General features: G+C 69.0%; 18 protein-coding genes, 1 tRNA gene and 2 pseudogenes. 11 read left to right on the forward strand and 10 right to left on the reverse strand.

Going from position 1 to position 21962, the window contains the following annotated elements:
* The first annotated feature begins 168 nt into the window (after positions 1-168).
* Genes HNR67_RS28355 through HNR67_RS28365 form a run of 3 tightly spaced genes read left to right on the forward strand, consistent with a single transcriptional unit; the run spans position 169 to position 2661 of the window.
* Positions 169-1059, forward strand: a complete 891-nt coding sequence (locus HNR67_RS28355; protein ID WP_185005258.1) for a radical SAM protein — start codon at positions 169-171, stop codon at positions 1057-1059.
* Positions 1052-1810, forward strand: a complete 759-nt coding sequence (locus tag HNR67_RS28360) for an AAA family ATPase (RefSeq protein ID WP_221490083.1) — start codon at positions 1052-1054, stop codon at positions 1808-1810. Before HNR67_RS28355 ends, HNR67_RS28360 begins: the two co-directional genes overlap by 8 nt.
* Positions 1807-2661, forward strand: a complete 855-nt coding sequence (locus HNR67_RS28365; protein WP_221490084.1) for a phosphotransferase — start codon at positions 1807-1809, stop codon at positions 2659-2661. Before HNR67_RS28360 ends, HNR67_RS28365 begins: the two co-directional genes overlap by 4 nt.
* Positions 2662-2790: 129 nt before the next feature.
* Here HNR67_RS28365 and HNR67_RS28370 read toward each other — a convergent pair whose 3' ends face one another.
* The 4 genes from HNR67_RS28370 to HNR67_RS28385 all read right to left on the reverse strand — a co-directional run bounded on the left by HNR67_RS28370 (position 2791) and on the right by HNR67_RS28385 (position 6665).
* Entirely contained in the window at positions 2791-3351 is a 561-nt protein-coding gene (locus HNR67_RS28370) for a hypothetical protein (protein WP_185005259.1), read from the reverse strand.
* A gap of 132 nt (positions 3352-3483) precedes the next feature.
* Complete coding sequence (locus HNR67_RS28375) at positions 3484-4530, reverse strand: DegT/DnrJ/EryC1/StrS family aminotransferase (protein ID WP_246492613.1); 1047 nt, start codon at positions 4528-4530, stop codon at positions 3484-3486.
* 72 nt (positions 4531-4602) lie between these two features.
* Positions 4603-5580 (reverse strand): helix-turn-helix domain-containing protein, encoded by a 978-nt coding sequence (locus HNR67_RS28380; RefSeq protein WP_185005261.1) that lies wholly within the window; start codon positions 5578-5580, stop codon positions 4603-4605.
* Between the two features lie 818 nt (positions 5581-6398).
* Positions 6399-6665, reverse strand: coding sequence for a hypothetical protein (locus tag HNR67_RS28385; RefSeq protein WP_185005262.1), 267 nt, complete (start codon positions 6663-6665; stop codon positions 6399-6401).
* A 613-nt stretch (positions 6666-7278) separates the two neighbouring features.
* Between HNR67_RS28385 and HNR67_RS28390 the strand changes: the two genes are divergently transcribed.
* Complete coding sequence (locus HNR67_RS28390) at positions 7279-8931, forward strand: helix-turn-helix domain-containing protein (RefSeq protein ID WP_221490085.1); 1653 nt, start codon at positions 7279-7281, stop codon at positions 8929-8931.
* Here the strand turns inward: HNR67_RS28390 and HNR67_RS28395 are convergent.
* Positions 8921-9748: an alpha/beta hydrolase gene (locus tag HNR67_RS28395; protein ID WP_312988228.1), complete on the reverse strand. Its 828-nt coding sequence runs from the start codon at positions 9746-9748 to the stop codon at positions 8921-8923. The genes HNR67_RS28390 and HNR67_RS28395 overlap by 11 nt on opposite strands.
* Positions 9749-10071: 323 nt before the next feature.
* A tRNA-Leu gene (locus HNR67_RS28400) sits at positions 10072-10154 on the reverse strand.
* A 107-nt stretch (positions 10155-10261) separates the two neighbouring features.
* Between HNR67_RS28400 and HNR67_RS28405 the strand changes: the two genes are divergently transcribed.
* On the forward strand, positions 10262-11596 hold the full coding sequence (locus HNR67_RS28405) for a M20/M25/M40 family metallo-hydrolase (RefSeq protein WP_185005264.1): 1335 nt from the start codon (positions 10262-10264) through the stop codon (positions 11594-11596).
* A gap of 24 nt (positions 11597-11620) precedes the next feature.
* Here the strand turns inward: HNR67_RS28405 and HNR67_RS28410 are convergent, their stop codons facing one another.
* Entirely contained in the window at positions 11621-12247 is a 627-nt protein-coding gene (locus HNR67_RS28410; protein WP_221490086.1) for a TetR/AcrR family transcriptional regulator, read from the reverse strand.
* 93 nt (positions 12248-12340) lie between these two features.
* Here HNR67_RS28410 and HNR67_RS28415 point away from each other — a divergent pair, with 93 nt between their 5' ends.
* Both HNR67_RS28415 and HNR67_RS28420 read left to right on the forward strand, forming a co-directional pair.
* Entirely contained in the window at positions 12341-13684 is a 1344-nt protein-coding gene (locus tag HNR67_RS28415) for a spinster family MFS transporter (protein WP_185005265.1), read from the forward strand.
* Between the two features lie 274 nt (positions 13685-13958).
* Complete coding sequence (locus HNR67_RS28420; RefSeq protein ID WP_185005266.1) at positions 13959-14255, forward strand: hypothetical protein; 297 nt, start codon at positions 13959-13961, stop codon at positions 14253-14255.
* 17 nt (positions 14256-14272) lie between these two features.
* Here the strand turns inward: HNR67_RS28420 and HNR67_RS43690 are convergent.
* Positions 14273-14659 (reverse strand): annotated as a pseudogene (locus tag HNR67_RS43690) (TetR-like C-terminal domain-containing protein); the annotation flags it as partial.
* Positions 14660-14956: 297 nt separating this feature from the next.
* A pseudogene (locus tag HNR67_RS43695) lies at positions 14957-15208 on the reverse strand (TetR/AcrR family transcriptional regulator); the annotation flags it as partial.
* A gap of 156 nt (positions 15209-15364) precedes the next feature.
* Between HNR67_RS43695 and HNR67_RS28430 the strand changes: the two are divergent.
* Both HNR67_RS28430 and HNR67_RS28435 read left to right on the forward strand, forming a co-directional pair.
* Positions 15365-15727, forward strand: coding sequence for a hypothetical protein (locus HNR67_RS28430; protein ID WP_185005268.1), 363 nt, complete (start codon positions 15365-15367; stop codon positions 15725-15727).
* 480 nt (positions 15728-16207) lie between these two features.
* On the forward strand, positions 16208-17143 hold the full coding sequence (locus HNR67_RS28435) for an endo-beta-N-acetylglucosaminidase H (RefSeq protein ID WP_185005269.1): 936 nt from the start codon (positions 16208-16210) through the stop codon (positions 17141-17143).
* A 46-nt stretch (positions 17144-17189) separates the two neighbouring features.
* Here HNR67_RS28435 and HNR67_RS28440 read toward each other — a convergent pair whose 3' ends face one another.
* Positions 17190-20078 carry an AfsR/SARP family transcriptional regulator gene (locus HNR67_RS28440; protein ID WP_185005270.1) on the reverse strand — a complete coding sequence of 963 codons (2889 nt, stop codon included), beginning with the start codon at positions 20076-20078 and terminating at the stop codon, positions 17190-17192.
* 239 nt (positions 20079-20317) lie between these two features.
* Between HNR67_RS28440 and HNR67_RS28445 the strand changes: the two genes are divergently transcribed.
* Both HNR67_RS28445 and HNR67_RS28450 read left to right on the forward strand, forming a co-directional pair.
* On the forward strand, positions 20318-20494 hold the full coding sequence (locus HNR67_RS28445) for an FDLD family class I lanthipeptide (RefSeq protein ID WP_185005271.1): 177 nt from the start codon (positions 20318-20320) through the stop codon (positions 20492-20494).
* Positions 20495-20578: 84 nt separating this feature from the next.
* Complete coding sequence (locus HNR67_RS28450) at positions 20579-21958, forward strand: lanthionine synthetase C family protein (protein ID WP_221490087.1); 1380 nt, start codon at positions 20579-20581, stop codon at positions 21956-21958.
* Positions 21959-21962 lie beyond the last annotated feature (4 nt).

Here is a 21962-nt window from a genome sequence, read left to right on the forward strand (position 1 = left end):
TGGCCAGCCAGGGGGGCGGCTGACCAGCGCCTGTCTGGCGGATCGACGAAGGGGGGAGGTGTCGATCCACCAGCTCGTAGCGTAGGCGCCAACGTCCTGTACCGGATGGAATTCCGCACCCATCGCCCGATGTACCGCACGCCACGACGTCGATGACGGGAGCCTGCCGTGCAACACCTGGAGTTCGCCTGGTTCGAGGTCACCGGAAAATGCCAGCTTGAGTGCGAGCACTGCTACGCCGACTCCGGCCCGAAGGGCACCAACGGCACCATGCGCCCCGCCGACTGGACCCGCGTGATCAACGAAGTCGCCCAGCTCGGCGCGAGAATGATCCAGTTCATCGGAGGGGAACCGGCGCTGTACCCCGGGCTGCCCGAGCTGGTGAACCACGCCCGCGACCACGGGCTGGAGGTGGAGGTCTTCTCTAACCTGGTGCACGTGCCGCCGCAGCTCTGGAACGTCCTCACCCAACCCGGCGTGCGCCTGGCCACCAGCTACTACTCCGACCAGCCGGATGAACACGCCGCGATCACCCGCCGACGCGGCAGCCACGCGCGAACGAAGTCCGACATCATCGAAGCCCTGCGCCGCTCGATCCCGCTCCGCGTCGGGTTGATCGACGTACAGGACGGCCAGCGGGTCGAGCAGGCCCGCGCCGAACTCACCGAGCTGGGCGTCACCGACATCGGTGTGGACCACCTGCGGCAGGTTGGCCGCGGCGTCCGGGACCGCACCCCGAGCATGGACCAGCTCTGCGGCCGCTGCGCCCGCGGACAGGTCGCCATCGCCCCGGACGGGTCGGTGTGGCCGTGCGTGTTCTCCCGGTGGATGCCGGTGGGCAACGTCAGGATGAACAGCCTCGCCGACATCCTCACCAGCTCGGCCATGGCCGGCACCGCCCAGACCTTGGAGGACCACTTCGCCACCCGGGGCGCCTCGGGGTTGTGCGATCCGCAATGCGGTCCGAGCTGCGGACCGGCCTGTCTGCCCCACTGCTGGCCCACCGGCAACGGGCCGTGCACGCCCAAGGGCGGCTGCCAACCCAACTACGATGCCTAGGAGAACGGTGTTCGTCCGCCGCGCCTACATCCCCGACGGCCTGCAGCCAGACGACCACGAGGTCTGGCCGTTCACCGTGCCGTGCGTGTCCCAGCTGGCCAAGGAGGGGCTGACCTTCACCCACCCGGTCACCTTCCTCGTCGGCGGCAACGGCACCGGCAAGTCCACCTTGGCCGAGGCCATCGCCGAGGGATTCCGGCTGGACTCCCAGGGCGGACGGGCCGCGGCCAAGACCGGCCGGCCGAACCCGGTGAAGACCCCGCTCGGCGAGGTCCTCCGGCTGGAGACCACCGCCCAGGGCGCACGCATGCTCAGCGGCCCCCGGGTGAAGAAGAAGGGCTTCTTCCTGCGCGCGGAGACCGCCTTCAGCATGACCGAGAACCTCGGCGGCGTCCCCGGCTACTGGGATGAGGACACCGCGGCGCTGAGCCACGGCGAGGGCTTCCTGGCCGTCTTCGCCGCCATGTTCCGCGACCCGGGCTTCTACGTCCTGGACGAACCCGAGGCCGCGTTGTCCTTCGACTCCAGCCTGCAACTGGTCGCGCTCCTGCACCAGCTCGGGCAGACCGGCGCCCAGGTGGTGTGCGCCACCCACTCACCGATCCTGGCCTCCGTGCCCGGGGCGGACATCGTCGAAGTCGGCGAGCACGGCTTCCACCGGGTGCGGTGGGATCAGCTGGAGCTGGTCGACCACTGGCGCCGCTACCTGAACAACCCCGACAGCTACCTGCGCCACCTCACCGAGTCATGAACCACCCCGGCCTGACCCCCGAACCCGAGACCGACCCGGACGCGAAGTTCCGCAACTGGATGCGACTCAACCTCGCCCGCGCCGCCGCGGAGTTCGATCTGACCGTCACCGGCAACCCGATCTTCGGGTGGCGGCTGCGCTCCGTCGGCGCCCGTGCCGAGGGACTGGCTGGACCGCGGTGGCTGCGCGTGGCCAGCTCCGAGGTGGAGTGGGCCCGCGGACCGGCCTGGACCGGCAACAGCGACGCGAACAGCCTCGGCGGCATTCCCAAGCCCACCGTGCTGGCCAGCACCGAATGGACAGAGTGGGACTGGCGCACCCAGCGCGCCGAGGTCATGCCGCTGCTGAACGGCCTTCCTTGCTCACCGACCGACGTCCTCCACGAGGAGGTCGACCTCCCCGGCGCCTGGTGGGCAGACCTCCGCCGGTCCGTCGACCGGCTGGCCGCAGCCCCCACCGAACGAGTGCATGCCGACCAGGACAAGATCGACGCCCGACTGCGCAAGGCGTTCGGCGAAGGCGTCGTCGTCCAGGTTGAGCAGTGGGAAACCGTCCACGGTGACCTGCACTGGGCCAACCTGCTCAGCCCCGATCTGGTCATCCTGGACTGGGAGTCCTGGGGCCGCGGCCCGGCCGGCACGGACGCGGCGACGTTGTACTGCTACAGCCTGCTTGTACCCGGCACGGCCCGCACCGTGCGCGAGGTCCTCGCGGACGTGCTCGGCACTCCTGCTGGACGAATCGCCCAGCTCTGCGTCGGCGCGCGCCTGCTCAACCGCGCCGCCCAAGGCGATCACCCGGAACTCGTCGAACCGCTCACTCATCATCTGGACGAGCTGTTGCCGCGGTAGCGGCGGTTCTCCCCGGCGTGCCGACTGCCCCAGCGAACAGGTTGGGGATCTGACGAACAGCCTCGCCAGATTCTGAACCAGGTTTCCATTTCTATAGTGCAGCAAGGGGTTCCGCTGCGCTGAAGTCAGCTACTCCGATGAGTCGATCGGGTGCGGTGCACGGAAATCCAGTAGCCGCAGCAACGACCGGCGGGCAACGAAGGTGGCGACCAACGCGATGTCCAGCGCCAACCAGCCGGCAACGGCCGCCGCCAGCGCCAAACCCCACGGCCAGCCTATGGCAGTCAGCGTGACGGCTGCCAGCAGAGGCAGCGGCACCGTGGCAAGCCGGAACGCCCAGGCGCCTGCGTTGGTGAGTTCGTCCAGGTTGACGTTCTTCGGCGTGGGTTCCGGCCCGCGGTCTGCCTTCAGCAGCGGGCCGGTGCGCCGGGTCAGCACCACGACGGCGGCCAACGCCATTACGCACCAGGACGCAACGGCAAGCCCGAAGCCCCAGCCGGTGAGGATGCCGAGCGCATCCACGGCCAGCCACACCACGAAGAGGAAGACGAGCATCGCCACCACCGTGGGCAACAACGTGGCCAGCGCCAGTTTGAGAGCGAGCCTTGCGTACACACGGTTCGCCGTACCCTCAACCGCATCTTCGGCCGAGTCCCGCCACTCGCCGGACCGGTCCTGGTAGTAGTTCATCGCATTGAATCCTTGGTAGTCACTTCGAGCCGAATTCCTTGGTACATAAAGGCTCTAGGAAGCTCACGGGCGCTGGATGACCTTGCTGAGGCAGAGCACCGTGCACCCAGGAGCCGCCTGGGAACGGGAACTTCATGCCGGACTCCATCGGCGTGCTTCATTGACAACGGTCGTGGCGATCTGGCGAACGTGGTCCTCGGTCACCTTGGCGGGCAGGCTGATCGCCAACATGGTGTCCACCACTGCCCGAGCGCGAAGGCATGGTTGTTCGACGTAGGCGCTGAAGGCGGGTACCTGGTCTGCTGAGGTCAGCCCGTAGGTACCCACGCTGTTGGGTACTCCGCGTACGGCCAGGTGGGCGCAGAACTCCCGTGGGGCTGGCATGTCCAGGTGTGCCAGCAGGCTGTGCCCGTTCCAGCTCTCCGGTCCCGTGGCGTGCGGGATGACCAACCCGGATGTGCCAAGAAGGTGCTTGGTCAGCAACAGGGTCCGCCGTGCCTGATCGCGAAGCGTCTCGTCCAAGTCGGCCAGCTTGGCGCGGGCGATGGCGGCCAGCGGGTCGGCGAGGCGGTAGCTGTTGCCCGGCAGCGCGGGCGTGGTTGTTGCAGTGGCCGGATCCTGGCCGTGCTGGCGGAGCGTGCGGCAGGCCCCGGCGAACTCGATGTCATGGGTGAGTAGGAATCCTCCCTCGCCGGAGTTCAGGAGGTTGCCCGCGCGGGTGGAGAAGCACCCGATGTCCCCCAGGGTCCCCGCGGGCGCGCCGTCGATGGTGGTGCCGATGGCCTGGCTGGCGTCCTCGATCACCCGTAGTCCGTGGGTGCCGGCGAACTCGACCGTGCGGCAGGCGTCTCCGGTACGGCCCCACTGGTGTACCAACAGCACGGCCTTGGACAGCACGGTGATCTTGGCTTCCAAGTCCTCCAGGTCCAGCCCTGCGCCGCTGGGTCCGCAGTCGACGAAGACCGGCCGCGCGCCGACATCGAGCACCGGCGCCACCGAACTCGCTGGCGCCAGCGCAGGCACCAGCACCTCATCACCAGAGCCGATTCCCAACGCGACCAGGGCAAGGCGGAGCGCCGCGGTGCCACTGGAGACCGCAACCGCGTGCGGCACTTGGAATCGAATAGCCAGCTCCCGCTCGTACCGATCCACGTCCGTTCGACCCGTTGCGTTTGACATCGCGCCACACACTCCTGGTGTAGAAGGACACTTGTCTCATCTGGACTGGATCTCCACCAACGACCGACTGCCTCAGTCCTGTTCGCCTTCAGGGTGTGCTAGGACCGGTTCGCCTTGTGCGCCAAGAGGTTCCCGTAGCGAGATGGTGACCTCACACGGCTTACCCGGGCTTGCGTCAGAGCGGCGAGTTTGACTCGGGAACGCAATTTCCTCAGCGACGGTGCGGTTTCCAGCCCTGGTAGGAGTTCTGGCGTTCAGCAGCAATCCCGCTCGACTACGAAGCATCTGGGTCGTCGCCTCCTCCGACGACGCCTGCTTTTCGATCGCATCCCACAGGTCAAAGTTGTCTTCCACGAATGGTTTGGAACCCTCAAAGCCCGCAGACTCAGCTGTTGCGGCCATCGCCGGCAACTCGGCGAACTCCAGCAGCGTCATGGAGCCAGCCACACCCGGGTGTGCACCCGCACTCAACGGCACCACCTGCACTGTCAGATTGGGCCGTGCAGCTGCGGCGGCCACGGCCTGTAGCTGTTGGGCGTGCACACCGGGACCGCCAATCGGTCGCCGGAGGGCAGCTTCGTCGATCAGGAAGTGCAGGCGCGGCATCGGGTCGCGATCGAGAATGAGCTGGCGAGCCGCCAGGATGCCGACCAGGCGACGCACGTCCCGGTAGGACAGATGCGGGTATAGGCACGACAGGAATGCTTGGCTGTAGGCAGCGGTCTGCAGCAGCAAGGGGATGGACCCAAGGGTGTATGCACGAAGGACTGTGGCCTCGTCTTCCAACGGGATCTCTCGACGCCACGTCAGCGGCAACCACGTGCCGATCCCATACCACCAGTCCCTGTCTGCCGGCGTGCTCAACAGGTCGACGAGGTTGTCGCGCAGTTCAGCGGGTGCCTTGTAGAGGTTCAACAGGGCGCTCACGTCGGATGGATCCATGCCGCGTTCACCGGTTTCCATCCGCTGAATCTTGGTCACGGAGCATCCGGTCGCTTTCGCCACCGCAGCCAAAGTCAGGCGCTTGGCCTCACGCATCTCCCGCAGCACCGTGCGCACCTTGCGTTCTGCGGAGGCAGCTGATCTCATGGGGTTTGCTCCGCTCAACGTGATCGTGGTGTCGTCGTATAGGTGGCAATTCCGGATTGCTGTTGCGAGGGTTGCCATCCGTGGCGGACAGCAGGCAACCACCGGTCGGATTGGTGCTCATCAACCGAACGCGGACGACCCGGTGGCGGAGGGTCAGTGGGACCCACTGTTTCCCGAGTCCACGCTGGAGTGATCGTCAAGCGCCTGCTGACGCCGTTGGCACAGCCAATCCCACGGGTCGCTGTGCAAACCGAACATCGCTTGGCGTGGCACGAACCTGAGCCCAGAGGCCGTGCGCGCCGAGGAACCGCGGTCTGGGTCCTGCGACCCGGGTTTGTTGACCCCGTCCATCGAACGCCCCGCTTCCTGCTGGGCAGGCCAGATAGTTCTGTTGGCCAGGAGAAGACAGTCATCACAGAGCGGCGTTTGCACATACGCGTTGCGGTTCGTCCAGTTGCAGGACTTGTTGGTGTGTTGACACAGCGCGGTGTACGAAGTTGCCTGCAGGTCTTCGATGTCGCTCGAACGTAGTGCGTGGTATCGAATATCCATAGTGGACAGTGCCCAGATGCAGTGACTGCTCTCGATTGCCCCAGGGGGACGCCTTTTCACGCCGTCCACCTCGTCGGTCGAGTTCGACGTGAAGCGACTTCCTCCGACAGGGCAACGGCAACGGCCTGAATCGGGACGGCTGGCCGGATCGAACTGTCTGCGACACCCCGGGGTCTCGCAGACCGCCAAATGGTCCTTGCGGAGGTTGATGGGAGCATGGACACGGGTCAACCCGCCTTCCGGTTGCGCTGTTCGCCAGCTGGGCTCCCCCGAGGCGCGATGTCGTCCTCGGTGGTGAGCGCGGGCACCGGGCGCGCGAGCCCAACGGTGGACAGGTAGGAGACCTGCCGCAGGTATCGGGTCCGATGTGGACAGTTCTCGTCCGGGCACACGATGCGGTCGTAGGTGGCTCGCCCGTCCTTGGCACGGCCGATGAGGCTCTTGCTGCCGGTGTTCTGGCAGTGCTCGCAGATGGTGAAGTGCGGTTCAGCCACTACGTCCACCCCGCTTCCACAGAATCGGGAGAACAACCAACACGATCATGCTGGCGAGCGTCACGAGCCCGCCGATCGCACGGACAAGCCTGTCGTTCATCTCTGCTCCGTCCACCGATAGGACGCGGCCAGCCGGCGACCATGGGAGCCGAACCCAGGCGGTTGGGCGAGACCGGAGCCGAGGGCCGGGGAGCCCCAGTCCCGCCCAACCGGTCGCCGGACCGGGTGGGGTACCCGGACCGGCGATCCAGGCGGCTTCGGGTTGCCGCCGAGCCGCGGTCGTCCGCCGTGAACAAGTTGGTGCCTTGAGGTTCAGCAGGGCGAACCAGAGCGTGGTGAACACCATGGCGCGCGCCTCCTCGCGAGATCAGTCCACTTCGGACAAGTGATTCGTGCGGTCAGCACGTGCCACCGGAGGCTGAAACAAGCTCGGGTGTGGCGCCGATTGCCAGCGGCAGGTGCTTGATGACCAGACTGGTGCCGCACAACGCCGACCGTTACGTCACTTAGCGCATACGCCTGTATACTGAACACGCATATCCGCTGGTGGCGACCTTGCCGTAACGTCTTCAGGCTCGGTCAAGAGGCCGCCTGGACGGACGGAGCGGGCCGTATGGGGTTCGAGGGGCAGGCGCGGCGGTGCCGCTGCGGTACTCAGCTGGCGCGGGACAACCAGGGCGCCCGTTGTCACCAGTGCCAGAAGGCTGCCCGTGATCTGCACGTTCGGCCGCCGGCCGTTCCTTCTGAGTTCTGGCGGAACCCAGACCTGCGCAACGCCCTCGACGCCCGGCACATGGGCCAGGTCATCCGGGCGTTCCGCCTCCACCCGTTCCACGGCGACCCGCTCTCACAGACCGTCGTCGCTCGATGGAGCCACCGAACTCAGGCCCAGCTGAGCCGCATCGAGAACGGCCAGCCGCTAAACGACCTCAGCCAGCTCATCCAATGGGCGCATATCCTCGGGATTCCAGTCGACCTACTGTGGTTCAAGGTGCCCGACGCATCGGCGGAGCCCAGCGGCGTGCTTCCGGCGGCGCGGCCCGAGCTGGTTGATGACGACCAACCACCGGCGGAGCTGGCCGACCAGCCAGCCGCGGTGTTGGTGCCGATCATGGTGGGTGATCGTGCGGTGTTGGTGCCGCTCGACCTCGACACCGCAGCCGCTCCGGGGACGGGCGCTGCGCTTGACGACCTGATCGCCGGTCAGGTGTTGGGCGCTTTGTCCGCCCCCACAGCTGGCTGGAACACCATGTACTCACTGAATCGCCGCTCGCTGCTGAAGAACGGCGTCGCCGCCCTCATGCCAGCGCTCACTCCAGATGAACAGTCACATGTTGGTGCCGCCCTTGCCGATGCCCCGCGGTACTTTGACGGATCGGTGGCCGAGTACTTTGGCCGCCAGCTCGAAGCCTGCACGCAGGATGACGGCAAGCTCGGGCCGAGTAAGACCCTGCCGAGGGTGCTCACCATCATCAGCGCCATCGACCAGCACGCCCGCGACGTGAAGCCGTCCGCACGCCGCGAGCTACTGGCCGTTGGCGCACGGGGCGCCGAGTTCGCCGGCTGGCTGTACCGCGATGTTCAAGACCCCGTACGGGCCGGGTTCTGGAGGGACCGTGCCACCGAGTGGGCGCAAGAGTCCGGTGACTGGCCGATGCAGGGATATGTCCTGCTGAAGAAGGCCCAGGCTGCCTACGACGACCGCGACGCCTTGCGCATGTTGACGCTCGCAGAAGCGGCCGGCGCGGGTCCTTGGAAGCTGCCAATCAAGGTGCGCGCCGAGGTCGCCCAGCAAGTCGCCCGCGGACACGCCATGCTCGGGAACGACAACAACCTCGTCGAGCGAAAACTGGCCGAGGCGCAGCAGCTACTCACGGACGCCGGAACCTCATCCGAGGAACATGACCTCGGCACGCACTACAACGACACCCTGCTTACTATGCAGACCGCCATCTGCTTCACCGAGGCGGGAAGGCCAGGCAAGGCGGCGACGCTTTACCGGGACTGGCTCTCCGCCAACAACTTCTCCCAGCGTGACTACGGCTACTTCCTCTCGTTGATGGCCTCCACCTTGGCACTGGCCGGTGAGCCGGATGAGGCTGCTCGGACCGGTGTCCTCTCGGCAACCCTTGCGGCGAGAACCAACTCCGCGCGCACGACACAAGAACTCAGAAAGGTGATCGTGACATTGCGCCCCTGGGAGAGCCGCGCCGCGGTGAGGGAGTTGCGCGAGACGATGCTTACGGTGAGCCCGCCTACGCGTTAGCCGTGGTCAGCCATTCGACAATGGTGCGAATGGTGAACGCCTGCCACTGCTGAGTCTGGGGCTCAAGATACTGGGGATCATCGTGTACTGCGATCCCATGCTGGGCGCCTTCGATCTCCACCAGGCGCTTCGGCGCGGTGATCTGCTCGATGGCCGCCCGCGACGACGCCACCGGGATGAAGGTGTCCTTGGTGCCGTGCACGATGAGGGTCGGGCGGGCGATCTCGCCGAGCACGGAGTGCGGCTGCAACCAGAACACCTCGTTGAGCAAGCCCCGACTGAGCTTGAAGGTCGGTGAGTGTGCCACGTAGCTCTGGGCAGTCAGCATGGCCGCGGTCTCGTCGTCGATGCGGTCGTTGTGCCAGTGCGGTTTGTCGTCGATGAAGCGCTTCTTGTAGTTGAGGAGCGGGTTGATCATCACTAGCCGGTTCACCAGCGTCGGGCGTTTGGCGGTGAAGTAGCCGGTGATGCCGCCGGCGAAGCTTGCGCCGAGCAGGCTGACCGTGGCGACGTTTGCCACCGACTTCATGTGCTCGATCGCGGCGGCGATGTCGTTAAGGATGGCCGACAACGTCAACTCCTCCTGGCGCCCTTCGCTCTCACCGTGCCCGCGGAGGTCGAAACGCAAGGAGGCAACGCCAGCCTCGGCCGCCCCAATCGCGATCCGGGCGAAGAAGCCGCTCTCATCCCTGGTCACCCCGCCACCGTGGACGAGTACAACAGCGTGGGAAACGGGCTGGTCGGGTGTCACCGCAGTGCCGACGAGCCGCAGGCCATCGAACGTACGGAAGGTGGTGTCGGCGGACTGCGTGGGCACGGGCGACCTCCGGGACGACAACGCGACTGAGGTCATGATTCCAGTTCAAGCACAAGGGACAAGGCAAGCGACGCAGGCCGTTCAACCTGACCACGATGAGGTCGGTGCGCCAGCCGGAGCCTGCTGCATCTGCCGGATCGGTGAACAGGCAGGCTGAGCGGGCTTCCATGGCACCCTGCTCGACCGAGCACCTGACCGGGCCCTGCCTAGCTTTGTTGATCAGCCGAAGTGACTGTCAACAACCATAGCTAGACTATCCGCAGGTCACAGCGGTATCATGGCCCGCATGAACACCTGCCTTGTGCAGGCATGCGACATTTTTGTGTCCGAGGGGGGACTTGAACCCCCACCCCCTTTCGGGGACTAGCACCTCAAGCTAGCGCGTCTGCCATTCCGCCACCCGGACTTGGCGGTCTCCCGCCAGGCAGGTGAAGGTTAGCTGATCAACTGGTGTGGTTCCAAATCCGCTGGGACGGGCAGGCCTGATGGGGGTTGCGGTGATAGAAAGGCCTGGTGAGCGAGCAGCGTGTAGCCGGGAGTCAGCGGGTCGCCGAGGACGAGGTGGTCAGCCTCGCCAGTGAGTTGATTCGGATCGACAGCACCAATACGGGGGATCCTGCCACTCTTGTGGGTGAGCGGGCGGCGGCGGAGTATGTCGCCGCGCAACTGGCCGATGTGGGGTTCGAGACGACCTACGTCGAGTCCGGGGCCCGGGGGCGGGGGAACGTGGTGGCCCGGTTGGCGGGGGCCGATCCCAGCCGGGGGGCGTTGTTGGTGCATGGGCATCTGGATGTGGTGCCCGCTGATGCTTCCGAGTGGTCCGTTCATCCGTTCTCGGGGGCGGTGCAGGACGGGTATGTGTGGGGGCGGGGGGCTGTTGACATGAAGGACATGGTGGCCATGACGGTGGCCACCGCGCGGCGGTTGAAGCGGGACGGGGTGGTGCCGCCGCGGGACATCGTGTTCGCGTTCCTGGCTGATGAGGAGGCCGGTGGTCTCCAGGGTGCGCAGTGGTTGGTTGATCATCGGCCGGAGTTGTTCGAGGGGGTTACCGAGGCCATTGGGGAGGTCGGTGGGTTCTCGATCACCGTCAAGGACGGGGTTCGGGCCTATCTGATCGAGACCGCGGAGAAGGGCATTGCCTGGATGCGGTTGCGGGTTCGGGCCCGAGCGGGGCACGGCTCGATGGTGCATGAGGACAACGCGGTCACCAAGCTGGCGGAGGCGGTGGCGCGGCTGGGGCGGCACCGGTTCCCGGTGGTGATGACCGATTCGGTGCGGGAGTTCCTGGCCGGGATCAGTGAGCTGACGGGGTTGGAGTTCCCGGAGGATGATCTCGACGGGACCGTGGCGAAGCTGGGGAACATGGCCCGGATGATCGGGGCGACGCTGCGGGACACCGCCAATCCGACGATGTTGGAGGCCGGGTACAAGGCCAACGTCATCCCGAGCACGGCCGAGGCCACTGTGGACTGCCGGATCCTGCCGGGGCGGCAGGCGGCGTTCGAGAAGGAACTGGACGCGGTGCTCGGGCCGGATGTGGAGCGCGAGTGGATCGCGAGCCTGCCGGCGGTGGAGACGACCTTCGACGGGTCGCTGGTGGATGCCATGTCGGCCTCGATCCTGGCCGAGGATCCGGGCGCGAAGCTGGTGCCCTACATGCTTTCCGGGGGCACCGACGCCAAGGCGTTCAGCCGGATGGGGATTCGCTGTTTCGGGTTCGCGCCGTTGCGGCTGCCGGCGGATCTGGACTTCTCCGCGCTCTTCCACGGGGTGGACGAGCGGGTGCCGGTGGACGCGCTGCAGTTCGGCACCCGGGTGCTGGACCGGTTCCTGCGCAACTGCTGAGTCGGTTGGGAACGGTGGCGTTCCTCATGGGCTGAGGATCGCCACCGTCAGGTCGGTGAGGTGTTCGGCCAGTGGGCCGGGTGGGTCCGTTTGGCCGCGGGTGAGCCAGTCGATGACGATCTCGCTGATGCCGGCCACCGCCGCGAGCAGCAGGCGGTCGTGGCGCAGGCGGTCGGGTGGGCGGTCCGTGGTGCGGCGGACCAGGCGGCCCAGCAACTCCGCGTCGCGGCGCAGGGTGGCCCGGCGGCGGGACTCCATCCGGGGCGCGTTGAGGTAGATGATCCTGGCTCGCTCCGGGTGCTCCAGCAGGCAGTGGACCAGGGTGGTCATCATCGGGGCCATCAGGTCGGTCAGGCTCGCCGGGTTCTTGGGGGCGGCGGTGGTGATCTCGTTGAGCAGCCAGTCGTTCTGCTCGCGGTGGACCTGGCGGAGCAGGTCCTGGCGGTCGGTGAAGTAGTCGTAGAAGTAGCGCTTGGCCACCTTCGCCTGCGTGCAGACCTCGGCCACCGTCACCGCGTCGTACTCCCTGGCGGCGAAGAGCAGGACCGCGGCGGCGACGATCCGCTCCCGCCGGTCGGCCGCCCGCTCCCGCCGGGACCGACCGCCGTAGGTCTCGCCGCGTCCGGCCACTGCCTGCGCTGTTTTGGCCACATTTCGCCCTTACCTGGATGCACGTCCATCGCCTACGTTAGTCCTCCCCGCGCAGTGCGGAACGACGATGTTCCAGATGCACTTGGAGGAACCATGGCGGCGAAGGACAACCCGACCGACGCTTCACTCGCCAGTCCGCCGGGCCGGGGGGTGTCCAGCCCAGGGGGCATCCTCAGTCTGCTGTTCGCGGCCAACCTGCTCAACTTCTACGACCGGACCATCCCGGCCATCGTGGTGGAGCCGCTCAAGGCCGAGTTCCTCCTGACCGACACCCACATCGGCGTGCTCAGCGGCGCGTTCACCGTGGTCTACGCGCTCTTCGGCATCCCGCTGGGCCGACTGGCCGATCGCAGTTCGCGGCGCACCATCCTGGTCACCGGGCTGCTCTTCTGGAGCCTGCTCACCGCGGCGACCGGCCTGGTGGGCGGGTTCATCAGCCTGCTGGTGGTGCGGATGCTGGTCGGGGTGGGCGAGGCGAGCTTCGCGCCCGCGGCCAACTCGGTGCTGGCCGACCTCTACCCGGCGCAGCGCCGGGCGCGGGCCACCGCGTTGCTGCAGCTCGGGCTGCCGCTGGGGCTGGTGCTGTCCTTCTTCACCGTCGGGCCGATCACCGAGCTGTCCGGCACCTGGCGCACCGCGTTCTTCATCGCCGCCGTGCCGGGGCTGTTCGTCGCGGCGCTGATGCTGTTCATCCGCGAACCCGCCCGCGGCGCCGCCGAGCCGGTCGCGCCGCCGCCGGGTGTGGTGGCCCAGGCCTTCCGCAAGGTGCTGCGGATCCGGACGCTGTGGTGGCTGACGCTGGCCGGGGTCGGCGCGCAGATCGCGGCCTACGCGGTGGCGACCTTCAGCGTGCCGCTGTTCCAGCGCTACTTCGGCACCTCGCTGGCCACCGGCGGCATGCTCACCGGCGTGGTGATCGGGCTGACCGGACTGGCCGGACTCGTCATCGGCGGCAGGCTCGCCGACCGGGCCAGCCGCCGCTCCCCCGCCGGCCGCGTGTACACCGGCGCGATCGCGCTGTTGCTGGCCGCGCCGCTGACCTTCGCCGCGCTCTCCCTCGGGCCGGACTCGGTCGGCTGGTTCGTGCTGTTGTTCTCGGCGGGCTGGCTGTTGCAGTACATGTACTACACCTCGGTGTACCCGGCGCTGGCCGATGTGGTCGAGCCACGGTTGCGGGCCACCGCGATCTCGGTGTTCTTCGCGGCCTTCTACCTGCTGGGCGGGTTCACCGGGCCGGTGATCGCAGGCGCGCTGTCGGACCGGTTCGCCGCGGCGGCGGTCGGGCTGAGCCCGGCGCGGGCGGCGGCGGAGGGGTTGAGCCAGAGCCTGATGATCGTGATCCCGCTGGGGCTGTTGCTGACCTCGATCGGACTGTTCGGCGCGGCGCGCAAGGTCACCGCGGACAGCGCGCGGATGCGGGCCGAGACCGGGGGCTGAGGCGGCGGAGGGACGCCCGGCCGGCGCGCGGCGGTGCGCCGGTGCCGGGCGTCCGCACCGCCTGACCGCAGGACGGCGGCGGTTTTGACGCCCAGGCGCGAAGGAGGCAACAACCGCGTCCAGCGGGCGTCAAGCCCTGCGGGCAGATCCAGGATGCTTCGGCATCAGGTGAACAACTCCCTGATTGCGGATACTGTATGCCGCTCGGTAACCAAGTGGGCGGTTCTGCCCGCAAGGGGCAGCAAAGCAGGCCCGAAGTGTCATGCTGGGAGCCATGGCGGGACGTGGCGCTGGGTGGATCTGGGCGGGCCGGGTGGTCGCGGCGGTGATCGTGGCCGGGCTGGCGGTCTACCTGGTGTCGGTCGGGCTGGAACGGGCGGACAAGATCGCCAGCGTGCTCGGGGCGCTCGCCGCGGTGACCGCGCTGGTGCTGCCGTACCTGCTGCGGCCGGGGAAGTCCGCGCCGGCCGAGCCGCCGCCGGGGGCGGTCGACCTGCGCGGGGCGCGTGGGGTGCAACTCAATCAGGGCGGCACGAACAGCCAGGTCAACCACTTCCGCGACGAGCCCTGACCCCGGCGCCGCCTGGGTCACTGGTCGATCAGGGCGTTGAGTTCGTCGGTGATCAGTAGGTCGGGGTCGAACTTCATGCCGGTGAAGTGGCCGGCCAGTTCGAGGGAGAGCACGCCGTGCAGGCGGGTCCAGAAGGACAGCGCGCGGTGCAGGGTGGCGGCCGGGGCCGGGTGGTCGGTCCAGTCGCGGTGGGTCACCAGGTGGATGTCGAAGTGGGTGGCCGGGGTGGTCGTCGGCGGGAGGGCCGCGCAGGCGTCCAGTAGGGCGGTCATGACCTGGGTGGAGATCGCGGTGGTGTCCTCGGGGGCGTGGTAGCCGGGGACTGGGGTGCCGTAGATGAGGAAGTAGCGCTGGGGGTCGGCGCGGGCCCAGTCGCGGATGGCGTGGGCCAGTTTGGCCAGGTCCGTGACGGTGTTGGGGTCGGCGTTTGGGGTGGTGGGGGCGTTTGTGGTGGCGGGGGCGGGGGTTGTGCTGGTTGCTGCGGCGGGGACGGCTGCGCCAAGGGTGGTGGTGCCGGTGATTGCGCGGGTCACGGCGGCACTGGTGGCGCCCGCGCCCGCGGCGATGTCTGTGACTGCGGTGGTGTCTGCGGCGCCAGCGGTGGTGGCGACGCCAGCGGCAGGGGCGGCGACGGAGGCCGAGGTGGCAGAGGTGGTCGCGATGGGGGCGGCGAGCGCGGGAACGTCAGTGGTGGCGGGGGGCGTTGCGGCGGCTCGGACGGTGTCGGCGAGGCTTTGGTAGGCGTCTCGGATCAGTGCGGTGATCAGGTCGTCGCGGCTGGCGAAATAGCGGTACAGGGCTGGGCCGCTCATGCCGACCTGTTTGGCGATCGCGTTGAGGGACAACGCGTTCACCCCCGCGGTGGCGATCTGCCGCCAGGCATGCTGCTTGATCTCCTCGCGTACCTGTGCGCGGTAGCGCTCCCGGGAGCCCTGCCCCTCGGACTCGGTCATCGGCCGCTCCTTCCTGGTCGGGGTGACACCGTTGAAGTGTAGTTAGACCCTCTCACTTTCGCTATTGACACTCACGGATGGGTGGTTATAGCTTCTAACTAACGCGAGAGGGGCTAACCAGCCCCGGTAGGCCAGCCGAGTCACCAGGAGCAGACGATGACCACCACCACCCCGCAGCGCACCCGCACGAACCGCACCTCGCGGTCGGTCCTCATCGCGGCCTGGGCCTTCCCGGCCATGGTGCTCGGCGGATTCGCGCTGCTCTCCGGCATCCCGCTGATCGTGATGCTGGTCGGCAGCTTGCGCGATGCCCGGTTGCGCACTCTCAGCTGGGTGAACGCCGCCGCGCTCACCGCATATGGCGTGCCGCTGGCGATGTGGCTGCTCGGGCCGAGTCAGCAGCCGAGCCTGACCAAGTACCTGACGCCGCTGGCCACGGGGGTTGTGGTGGCGACCGGGGTTGTGGTGGCTGTGGCGCATCACTTGCGGCGGAGGCGGTTGGCGACGGCGGGTGCCTGAACGCCGCTGGCGGGCAGGCGGGCGCGCTCGGGCGGGCCTTCACGCACAGGCGGGCGTATGTACTCGGGCAGCCGCCCCGCTCGGGCAGGAGGGAACGCTCGGACCAGAGTCCGCTCCCGGGCAGGAGGGCAGGCTCAGGCCGGACTTCGCACCCAGGCAGGCGGCTGCATCCGTACCCGGGCGAGCGGCCAGGCACAAGGGGGCGGCCGCACGCCGAAGTGCGGGCTACACCAGGGCAGGCAGCTGCACCGGGGAGGCGGCCAGGCCCGAGTGGGCGACCGTACACGGACGTGCGGCCGCACCGGGGCAGGCAGCCGCCACCGAGGGGCAGCCGTACTCGGGTGGGCGGCCGGGTTCGGGCAGGTGGGGGTCTGGGGTGGGTGTACCCACTAACGAGGGTGGTCTGGGGCGGGGTTGCCGCTGATAGTTGTCCGGACCAGTACGGATCCAGCAGCTCAGGCGACGGGAGTTTGATCAACGATGGTCAAGTTCGGTCGGATCAACGCGCGGTCGGCCGCGCTCGCACTCCTTGCCGCGGCCACGCTCGCGGCCGGGGTGACCGCACCCGGGGCGGCGGCCAGTGGTGGCGCTGGGGACAGCGGGGCGCCGCGGGCCAAGAATGGGCCGATTTCGGTGGCCTATGTCGAGGTCAACAACAACAGCATGCTCAATGTCGGGAAGTACACCCTCGCCAATGGCGGGGCCAACGTGTTCGACATCGGGGTCATCTTCGCGGCCAACATCAACTACGACACCGCCAAGAAGGCCGCGTACCTGCACTTCAACGAGAACGTGCAGCGGGTCCTGGACAACGTGGCCACCCAGGTCCGGCCGTTGCAGGCCAAGGGGATCAAGGTGGTGTTGTCTGTTCTGGGGAATCACCAGGGTGCGGGGTTCGCGAACTTTCCGAGCAAGGCTGCGGCTGAGGCGTTTGCCAAGCAGCTGTCGGACGCGGTGACCCGGTATGGGTTGGATGGCATCGACTTCGATGACGAGTACGCCAAGTATGGCGAGAACGGGACCGGGCAGCCCAACGCCAGTTCGTTCGTGCACCTGGTGACCGCGTTGCGCAACACGCTGCCCAACAAGATCATCTCGCTGTACAACATCGGGCCGGCCGCCTCCCGGCTCTCCTATGGCGGGGTGCACATCGGCACCAAGTTCAACTACGCGTGGAACCCGTACTACGGGACCTGGGGTGTGCCGAACGTCGGGCTGCCCAAGGAACGCCTCTCCCCCGCCGCCGTCGAGATCGGCCGGACCGCGGCGAGCACCACGGCCAGTCTGGCTCGGCGCACCAAGAGCGAGGGTTACGGGGTTTTCCTGACCTACAACCTGGGTGCGGCTGACTCGGCCGGCTACATCTCCGGCTTCACCAGGGAGTTGTACGGCAGCGAGACCCGGTACACCAGGTAGCGGCAACGCGGTGGGCGGGACTGGTCCCGTCCACCGCGGTACCTGGTCAGGACGTGGCGATCGCGGGTGGCTGGGTTTCCCTGGCCCGGCCGGCGCCCAGGTGCAGGATGGCCAGGTGGTGGCGGGCGCCGGCTTGGCTTTGGGGGTCGTCGGCGGCGGTGAAGTAGGTCAGGGCCTGGATGTGGTGGCGGTGGGCGGCGACCGGATCGCCTGCCTGGCGGTGGCTGTCGCCGAGCAGGCGCAGGGTGGTGGCCTGGCCTAGTTGGTCGCCGAGCGCTCGATAACCGGCCAGGGCCTCGGTGAGGGTGGTGATGGCCGGCTGGTGTTCGCCGGCGTCGGCACGGAGCCTGCCCAGTGCGGTGAGGGTGTGTGCCTGGCCGAGCTGGTTGCCGAGGGCGCGGTAGGCGCGCTGGGCGCGGTCCAGGTCGGCCGCGGCGCCGGGGTGGTCGCCGCGGTGGTGGTGCAGGATTCCTTGGTGCAGCTGGGTGTGCGCCAGGCCGAGTCTGTTGTTGAGCAGTAGGTAGCCGCGGTGGGCGGCGGCCAGGTGGGTGGCCGCGGTGTCGTGCTCGCCGGTGTGGATGTGCAGCACGCCGAGTTCGGCGCGGGCGCCTGCCTCGCCGCGGAGGTGGCCGAGGGCGCGGTAGCTCGCCAGGGCCTCGCCGAGGTCGCGTAGCGCGCCCGGGTAGTCGCCGGTGAGTCTGTGCAACGAGCCGAGGTGGTGCAGGGCGGCGGCGCGGCCTGCGTCGTCGCCGGTGTGCTGGGCCAGTGCGAGGGCGTTCTGGTGCAGGCTGATCGACTGGTACCAGCGGCCTCTGCTGCACAGGTACGGGTGCAGGGCGGTGGTGAGCGCGATGACCAGGGCGGCGTGGCCGCGGGCCTGCGGACTGGTCAGGCAGGCGGTCAGGCTAGCGCTTTCCCGGTCCAGCCAGGCCAGTGCGCCCGCGTCGGTGTCGATCTCCGCGGCCGGGTCGGGGGCGAATCGGCTGGGCAGGGCGGGCACGGCCAGCGGCGCGTCGGCGAGCACCCTGGTGCTGATCAGGGCGGTGGTGTGCAGGTAGTACTCCAGCAATCGGCCGAGGGCGGCCTCCCCCGGTGCGGGGTCCTCGGCTTCGGCCAGGCCGCGGGCGTACTCCCGGACCAGGTCGTGCAGCAGGTAGCGGCCGGGCGCGGATTCGGTGAGCAGGTGGTTGTCGTAGAGCTGCTCGAGTTCGCGCCGGGTGTCCCTGGGGTCCTGACCGGCCAGCGCGGCGGTGGCCGGGATCTCGATCTCGGTGCCGGGGAACAGGGCCAGGGTGCGGAACAGCCGTTGCTGCCCGGTGCTCAGGCCGCGGTAGGACAGCTCGAACGCCGCGGTCAGGGTGATGTTCTCCGCGTGCAGCTCACCCAGCATGGTGCAGGAGGAGGACAACAGGTCCAGCAGGTAACGCAGTGTCCATCGTGGACGGTGCCGCAATCGCCCGGCCAGCAGGGTGATCGCCAGCGGCAGCCGTCCGCAGCGCGCGGTGAGTTCGGCCAGCGTCGCCGGGTCGGACTCCTGTTCGCGGCCGGCCAGGCGCAGGAAGAGGGTGTCGGCGTCCGCGGCGGGCAACGGATGCAGTTCCAGGGTGCACGGGCCTTCCAGCGCGGTCAGCCTGCGGCGGCTGGTGATCAGCACCAGGCAGTGTCCGGGGCCGGGCAGCAGCGGGCGGAGCTGGTCGTGGCCGGTGGCGTCGTCGAAGACCAGCAGGATCCGCCGCTCGCGCAGGCAGGCCCGCCACAGCGCGGCGCGGGCCTGCAGGCACTCCGGGATCTCCGGGCCGGGCACGCCGACCGCGGGCAGCAGTTCGGCGAGTGCCTCGTGCGGGTCCATCGGCGGCCGGTCGGTGGCGAACGCGCCCAGCCGCAGCCAGATCTGGCCGTCCGGGAACTGCTCGGCCACCGCGCGGGCGGCGTGCACGGCGAGCGCGGTCTTGCCGACACCGGGCATGCCGTCGATGGCGACGATCACGCTGTCCGGCCGGTCCGGATCGGCCGCGACGGCCGCGGCGGCATGCAGTTGCCGCAGTTCGGCGCCGCGGCCGGTGAAGGCGGGCAGCGCGGCGGGCAGCTGCGCGGGGATGGCCGACGGCGGTGCGGCGGGTGGCCGGGTGGCGGTCCCGGTCACCACCCTGGCCGGGGGCGGACACGGTTCCGGGTCGGCGGCCAGGATGCGTTGGTGCAGCTCGCGTAGTCGTGGTCCCGGGTCGACGCCGAGGCGGTCGGCCAGGGTGATCCGCGCGTCCTGGTAGGCGGCCAGCGCCTCGGCCTGTCGGCCTGCCCGGCACAGCGCGAGCATCAGCAGCTCGCGCAACCGTTCCCGCAGCGGGTGCGCGCTGACCAGGCCGGTCAGCTCGGCCACCACCGGCTGGTGCTCACCTCGGCCCAGCAGCAGTTCGGCCCACAGCTCGCGCGCGGCCAGCCGGCATTCGGCCAGCCGCAGCCGCTGGGTGTGCAGGTACGGGCTGTCCAGGCCGGTGAACGGATCCCCGCGCCAGCGGCGCAGCGCCGACTCCACCGCGGTGGCCGCGGCACTCAGGTCCCCCGCCCGCCGGTAGGCCCGCGCCGCCTCCAGTTCCTGCTCGAAGGCCACCAGGTCCACCTGGGCCGGATCGGCGCGCAGCAGGTAGCCGGCGTCGGTGCGCTGCACCAGGCCGTCCCGGTCCGCGGCCGGATCCTCGCGCAGGGCCCGGCGCAACCGGCTGATGTTGGTCTGCACGGTGTTGCGCACGCCCTGCGGCGGCGCCTCGCCCCACACCGCGTCGATCAGCGTGCTCACCGGCACCGGCCGGTTCAGCTCCAGCAGCAGCACCGCGAGCACGGCCTGCTGCCGGGTCCAGCCCAGATCGATCCGGTGTTCGCCGCGCCAAGCGGCCACCGGACCCAGAACGCCGAAGTACAGCGCGGTTCGCGACGACACAGCCACCCCCAGTTTGTGCCCGTGATCACCGCCACCGTAGCCGTGCGGCCCAGTTCTGGCAGCCGGTCGGCCCCGCTGAACTGCTCGTCCAGTGCGCTGACAGGGCCGTGACAGCGCTGTGTACGCGACCGTCAGAACCGCGTACGCCACCGGTTCTACGTTGAGCCGAGGCGCTGCGAATGGCGCCGATCCCGCCGGTCGATTCCGGCCGGTGAATTCGCCACAAAGGAGACAAACAAATGGACGCGTTCGATCTGGACGTCCGGATCACCACCCCGGCCGGGGCCGACGCCGCTGCCGGGCCGCTGTCGATCATCAGCAGGCTGACCTGCTCGCGCACCCCGATCTGCTCCAAGACGACCTGCCAGTGCAGCCGCACCTGCACCCCGCTCTGCACCTCGGGCAGCGTCCGCTGAGGAACGGGTGCTGCCGTGTGTGGAAGACACGGCAGCACCCACTCGTCAATTTACCGCATTCAATTCCGGAAAATGGGGGTATTCGTGCGCCAGTTGTCCGAGCACGCCGCGGTTGACCAGGGCGCCACGACCGGCCTGGTGCACAGCTGGCACGGCACTGTCCCGGCAGAATTGGCAGGCCGGGCCACCGCGGCCGCGCTGGAGGTCGCGCGCCGCAGCGTCGATCCGGAGCGGGTCGTCGAGCTGGTGATGGCCGCCGCCGACCAGGCCGTGCACCCCAACGGCTGGGCCTATCACGGCTTCGCGCACGGACACGCCGGACTCGCGCTGGTGCAGGTGCTCGCCGCCGAGGCGACCACCGGGGACGCCGACCGCCGCGCCGCACTGGCGGCCGCGTTCACCTACATCCGGGAGGCGGTGGCCGGTACCGCCGGCACCCCGTTGACCGAGCCCGGCGTGCTCGCGGGCACCAGCGGACTCGCGCTGGGCCTGGCCGCCTGCGTGCGGGCCGAGCCGCGGTTCGGCCCGAGCCTGGACCGGCTGCACGAGCAGCTGGCCGCCCAGGTCCTGGAGCTGCCGTTGCCGCGGGTGGAGCGCGGGGTGAGCGATTCCGACTACGACATGGTCAGCGGGGCCGCCGGCATCCTGTCCTACCTGTGCGGCATCGAGGAGCCGGGACCGGGCGTGCGCGCCGCGGCCGAGCACCTGATCGACTACCTGGTGTGGCTGGGCGCTCCCCCGCGCGACCTCACGCTGACCCGCCGCTGGCTGATCAGCCCCGACCTGTGCCAAGGCGAGCGCGACCACCCCAACGGCCACCTCAACGTCGGGCTGGCGCACGGCATCCCCGGTCCGCTGGCCGCGCTGGCCACCGCCTGGCTGGCCGGTTACCGGCGGCCGGGGCAGGACACCGCGTTGCGCCTGATGCTGGGCTGGGTGCAGACCCTGCGCCGCACCGACGAGCACGGCCCGGTCTGGCCCAGCGAGGTGCCCATCGACGACACTGGCGCGGAGACCCGGCCCGGTCAGCCCGAGGACCAGATCGCCTGGTGCTACGGCACCGCCGGGGTGGCCGTGGCGCTGCTGCCGGTGGCCGAGGCGCTGGGCGATGACTCGCTGCGCGCGCTGGCGATCGAGTCCTTCGAGGCCGTGCTCGGCCGCTTCGCCGAGCGCCCGGTGCGCTCCCCCACCTTCTGCCACGGCATCGCCGGACTGCTGGTGCTGTGCCTGGAGTTCGCCGCGCACGGCAGCCAGCTCGCCGCCGCCTGGACGCCCCGGTTGCTGGAGTCGCTGCTGGCCCAGGCCGATCCGGAGCTGCCGGTGCTGTTCCGCGACCAGGAGAAGCCCGGCGTCTTCGTGGACAGCCCCTCGCTGCTGTCCGGGTCGGCCGGGATCGCGCTGGCCCTGCTGGCCGCGACCGCGCCGCGCCGTCCGTCCTGGTTCCGCGCCTTCCTCACGAGGTGAGCCC

Origin of the sequence: Crossiella cryophila, assembly GCF_014204915.1 — a bacterium.
In the GTDB taxonomy this organism is placed as follows: domain Bacteria; phylum Actinomycetota; class Actinomycetes; order Mycobacteriales; family Pseudonocardiaceae; genus Crossiella; species Crossiella cryophila.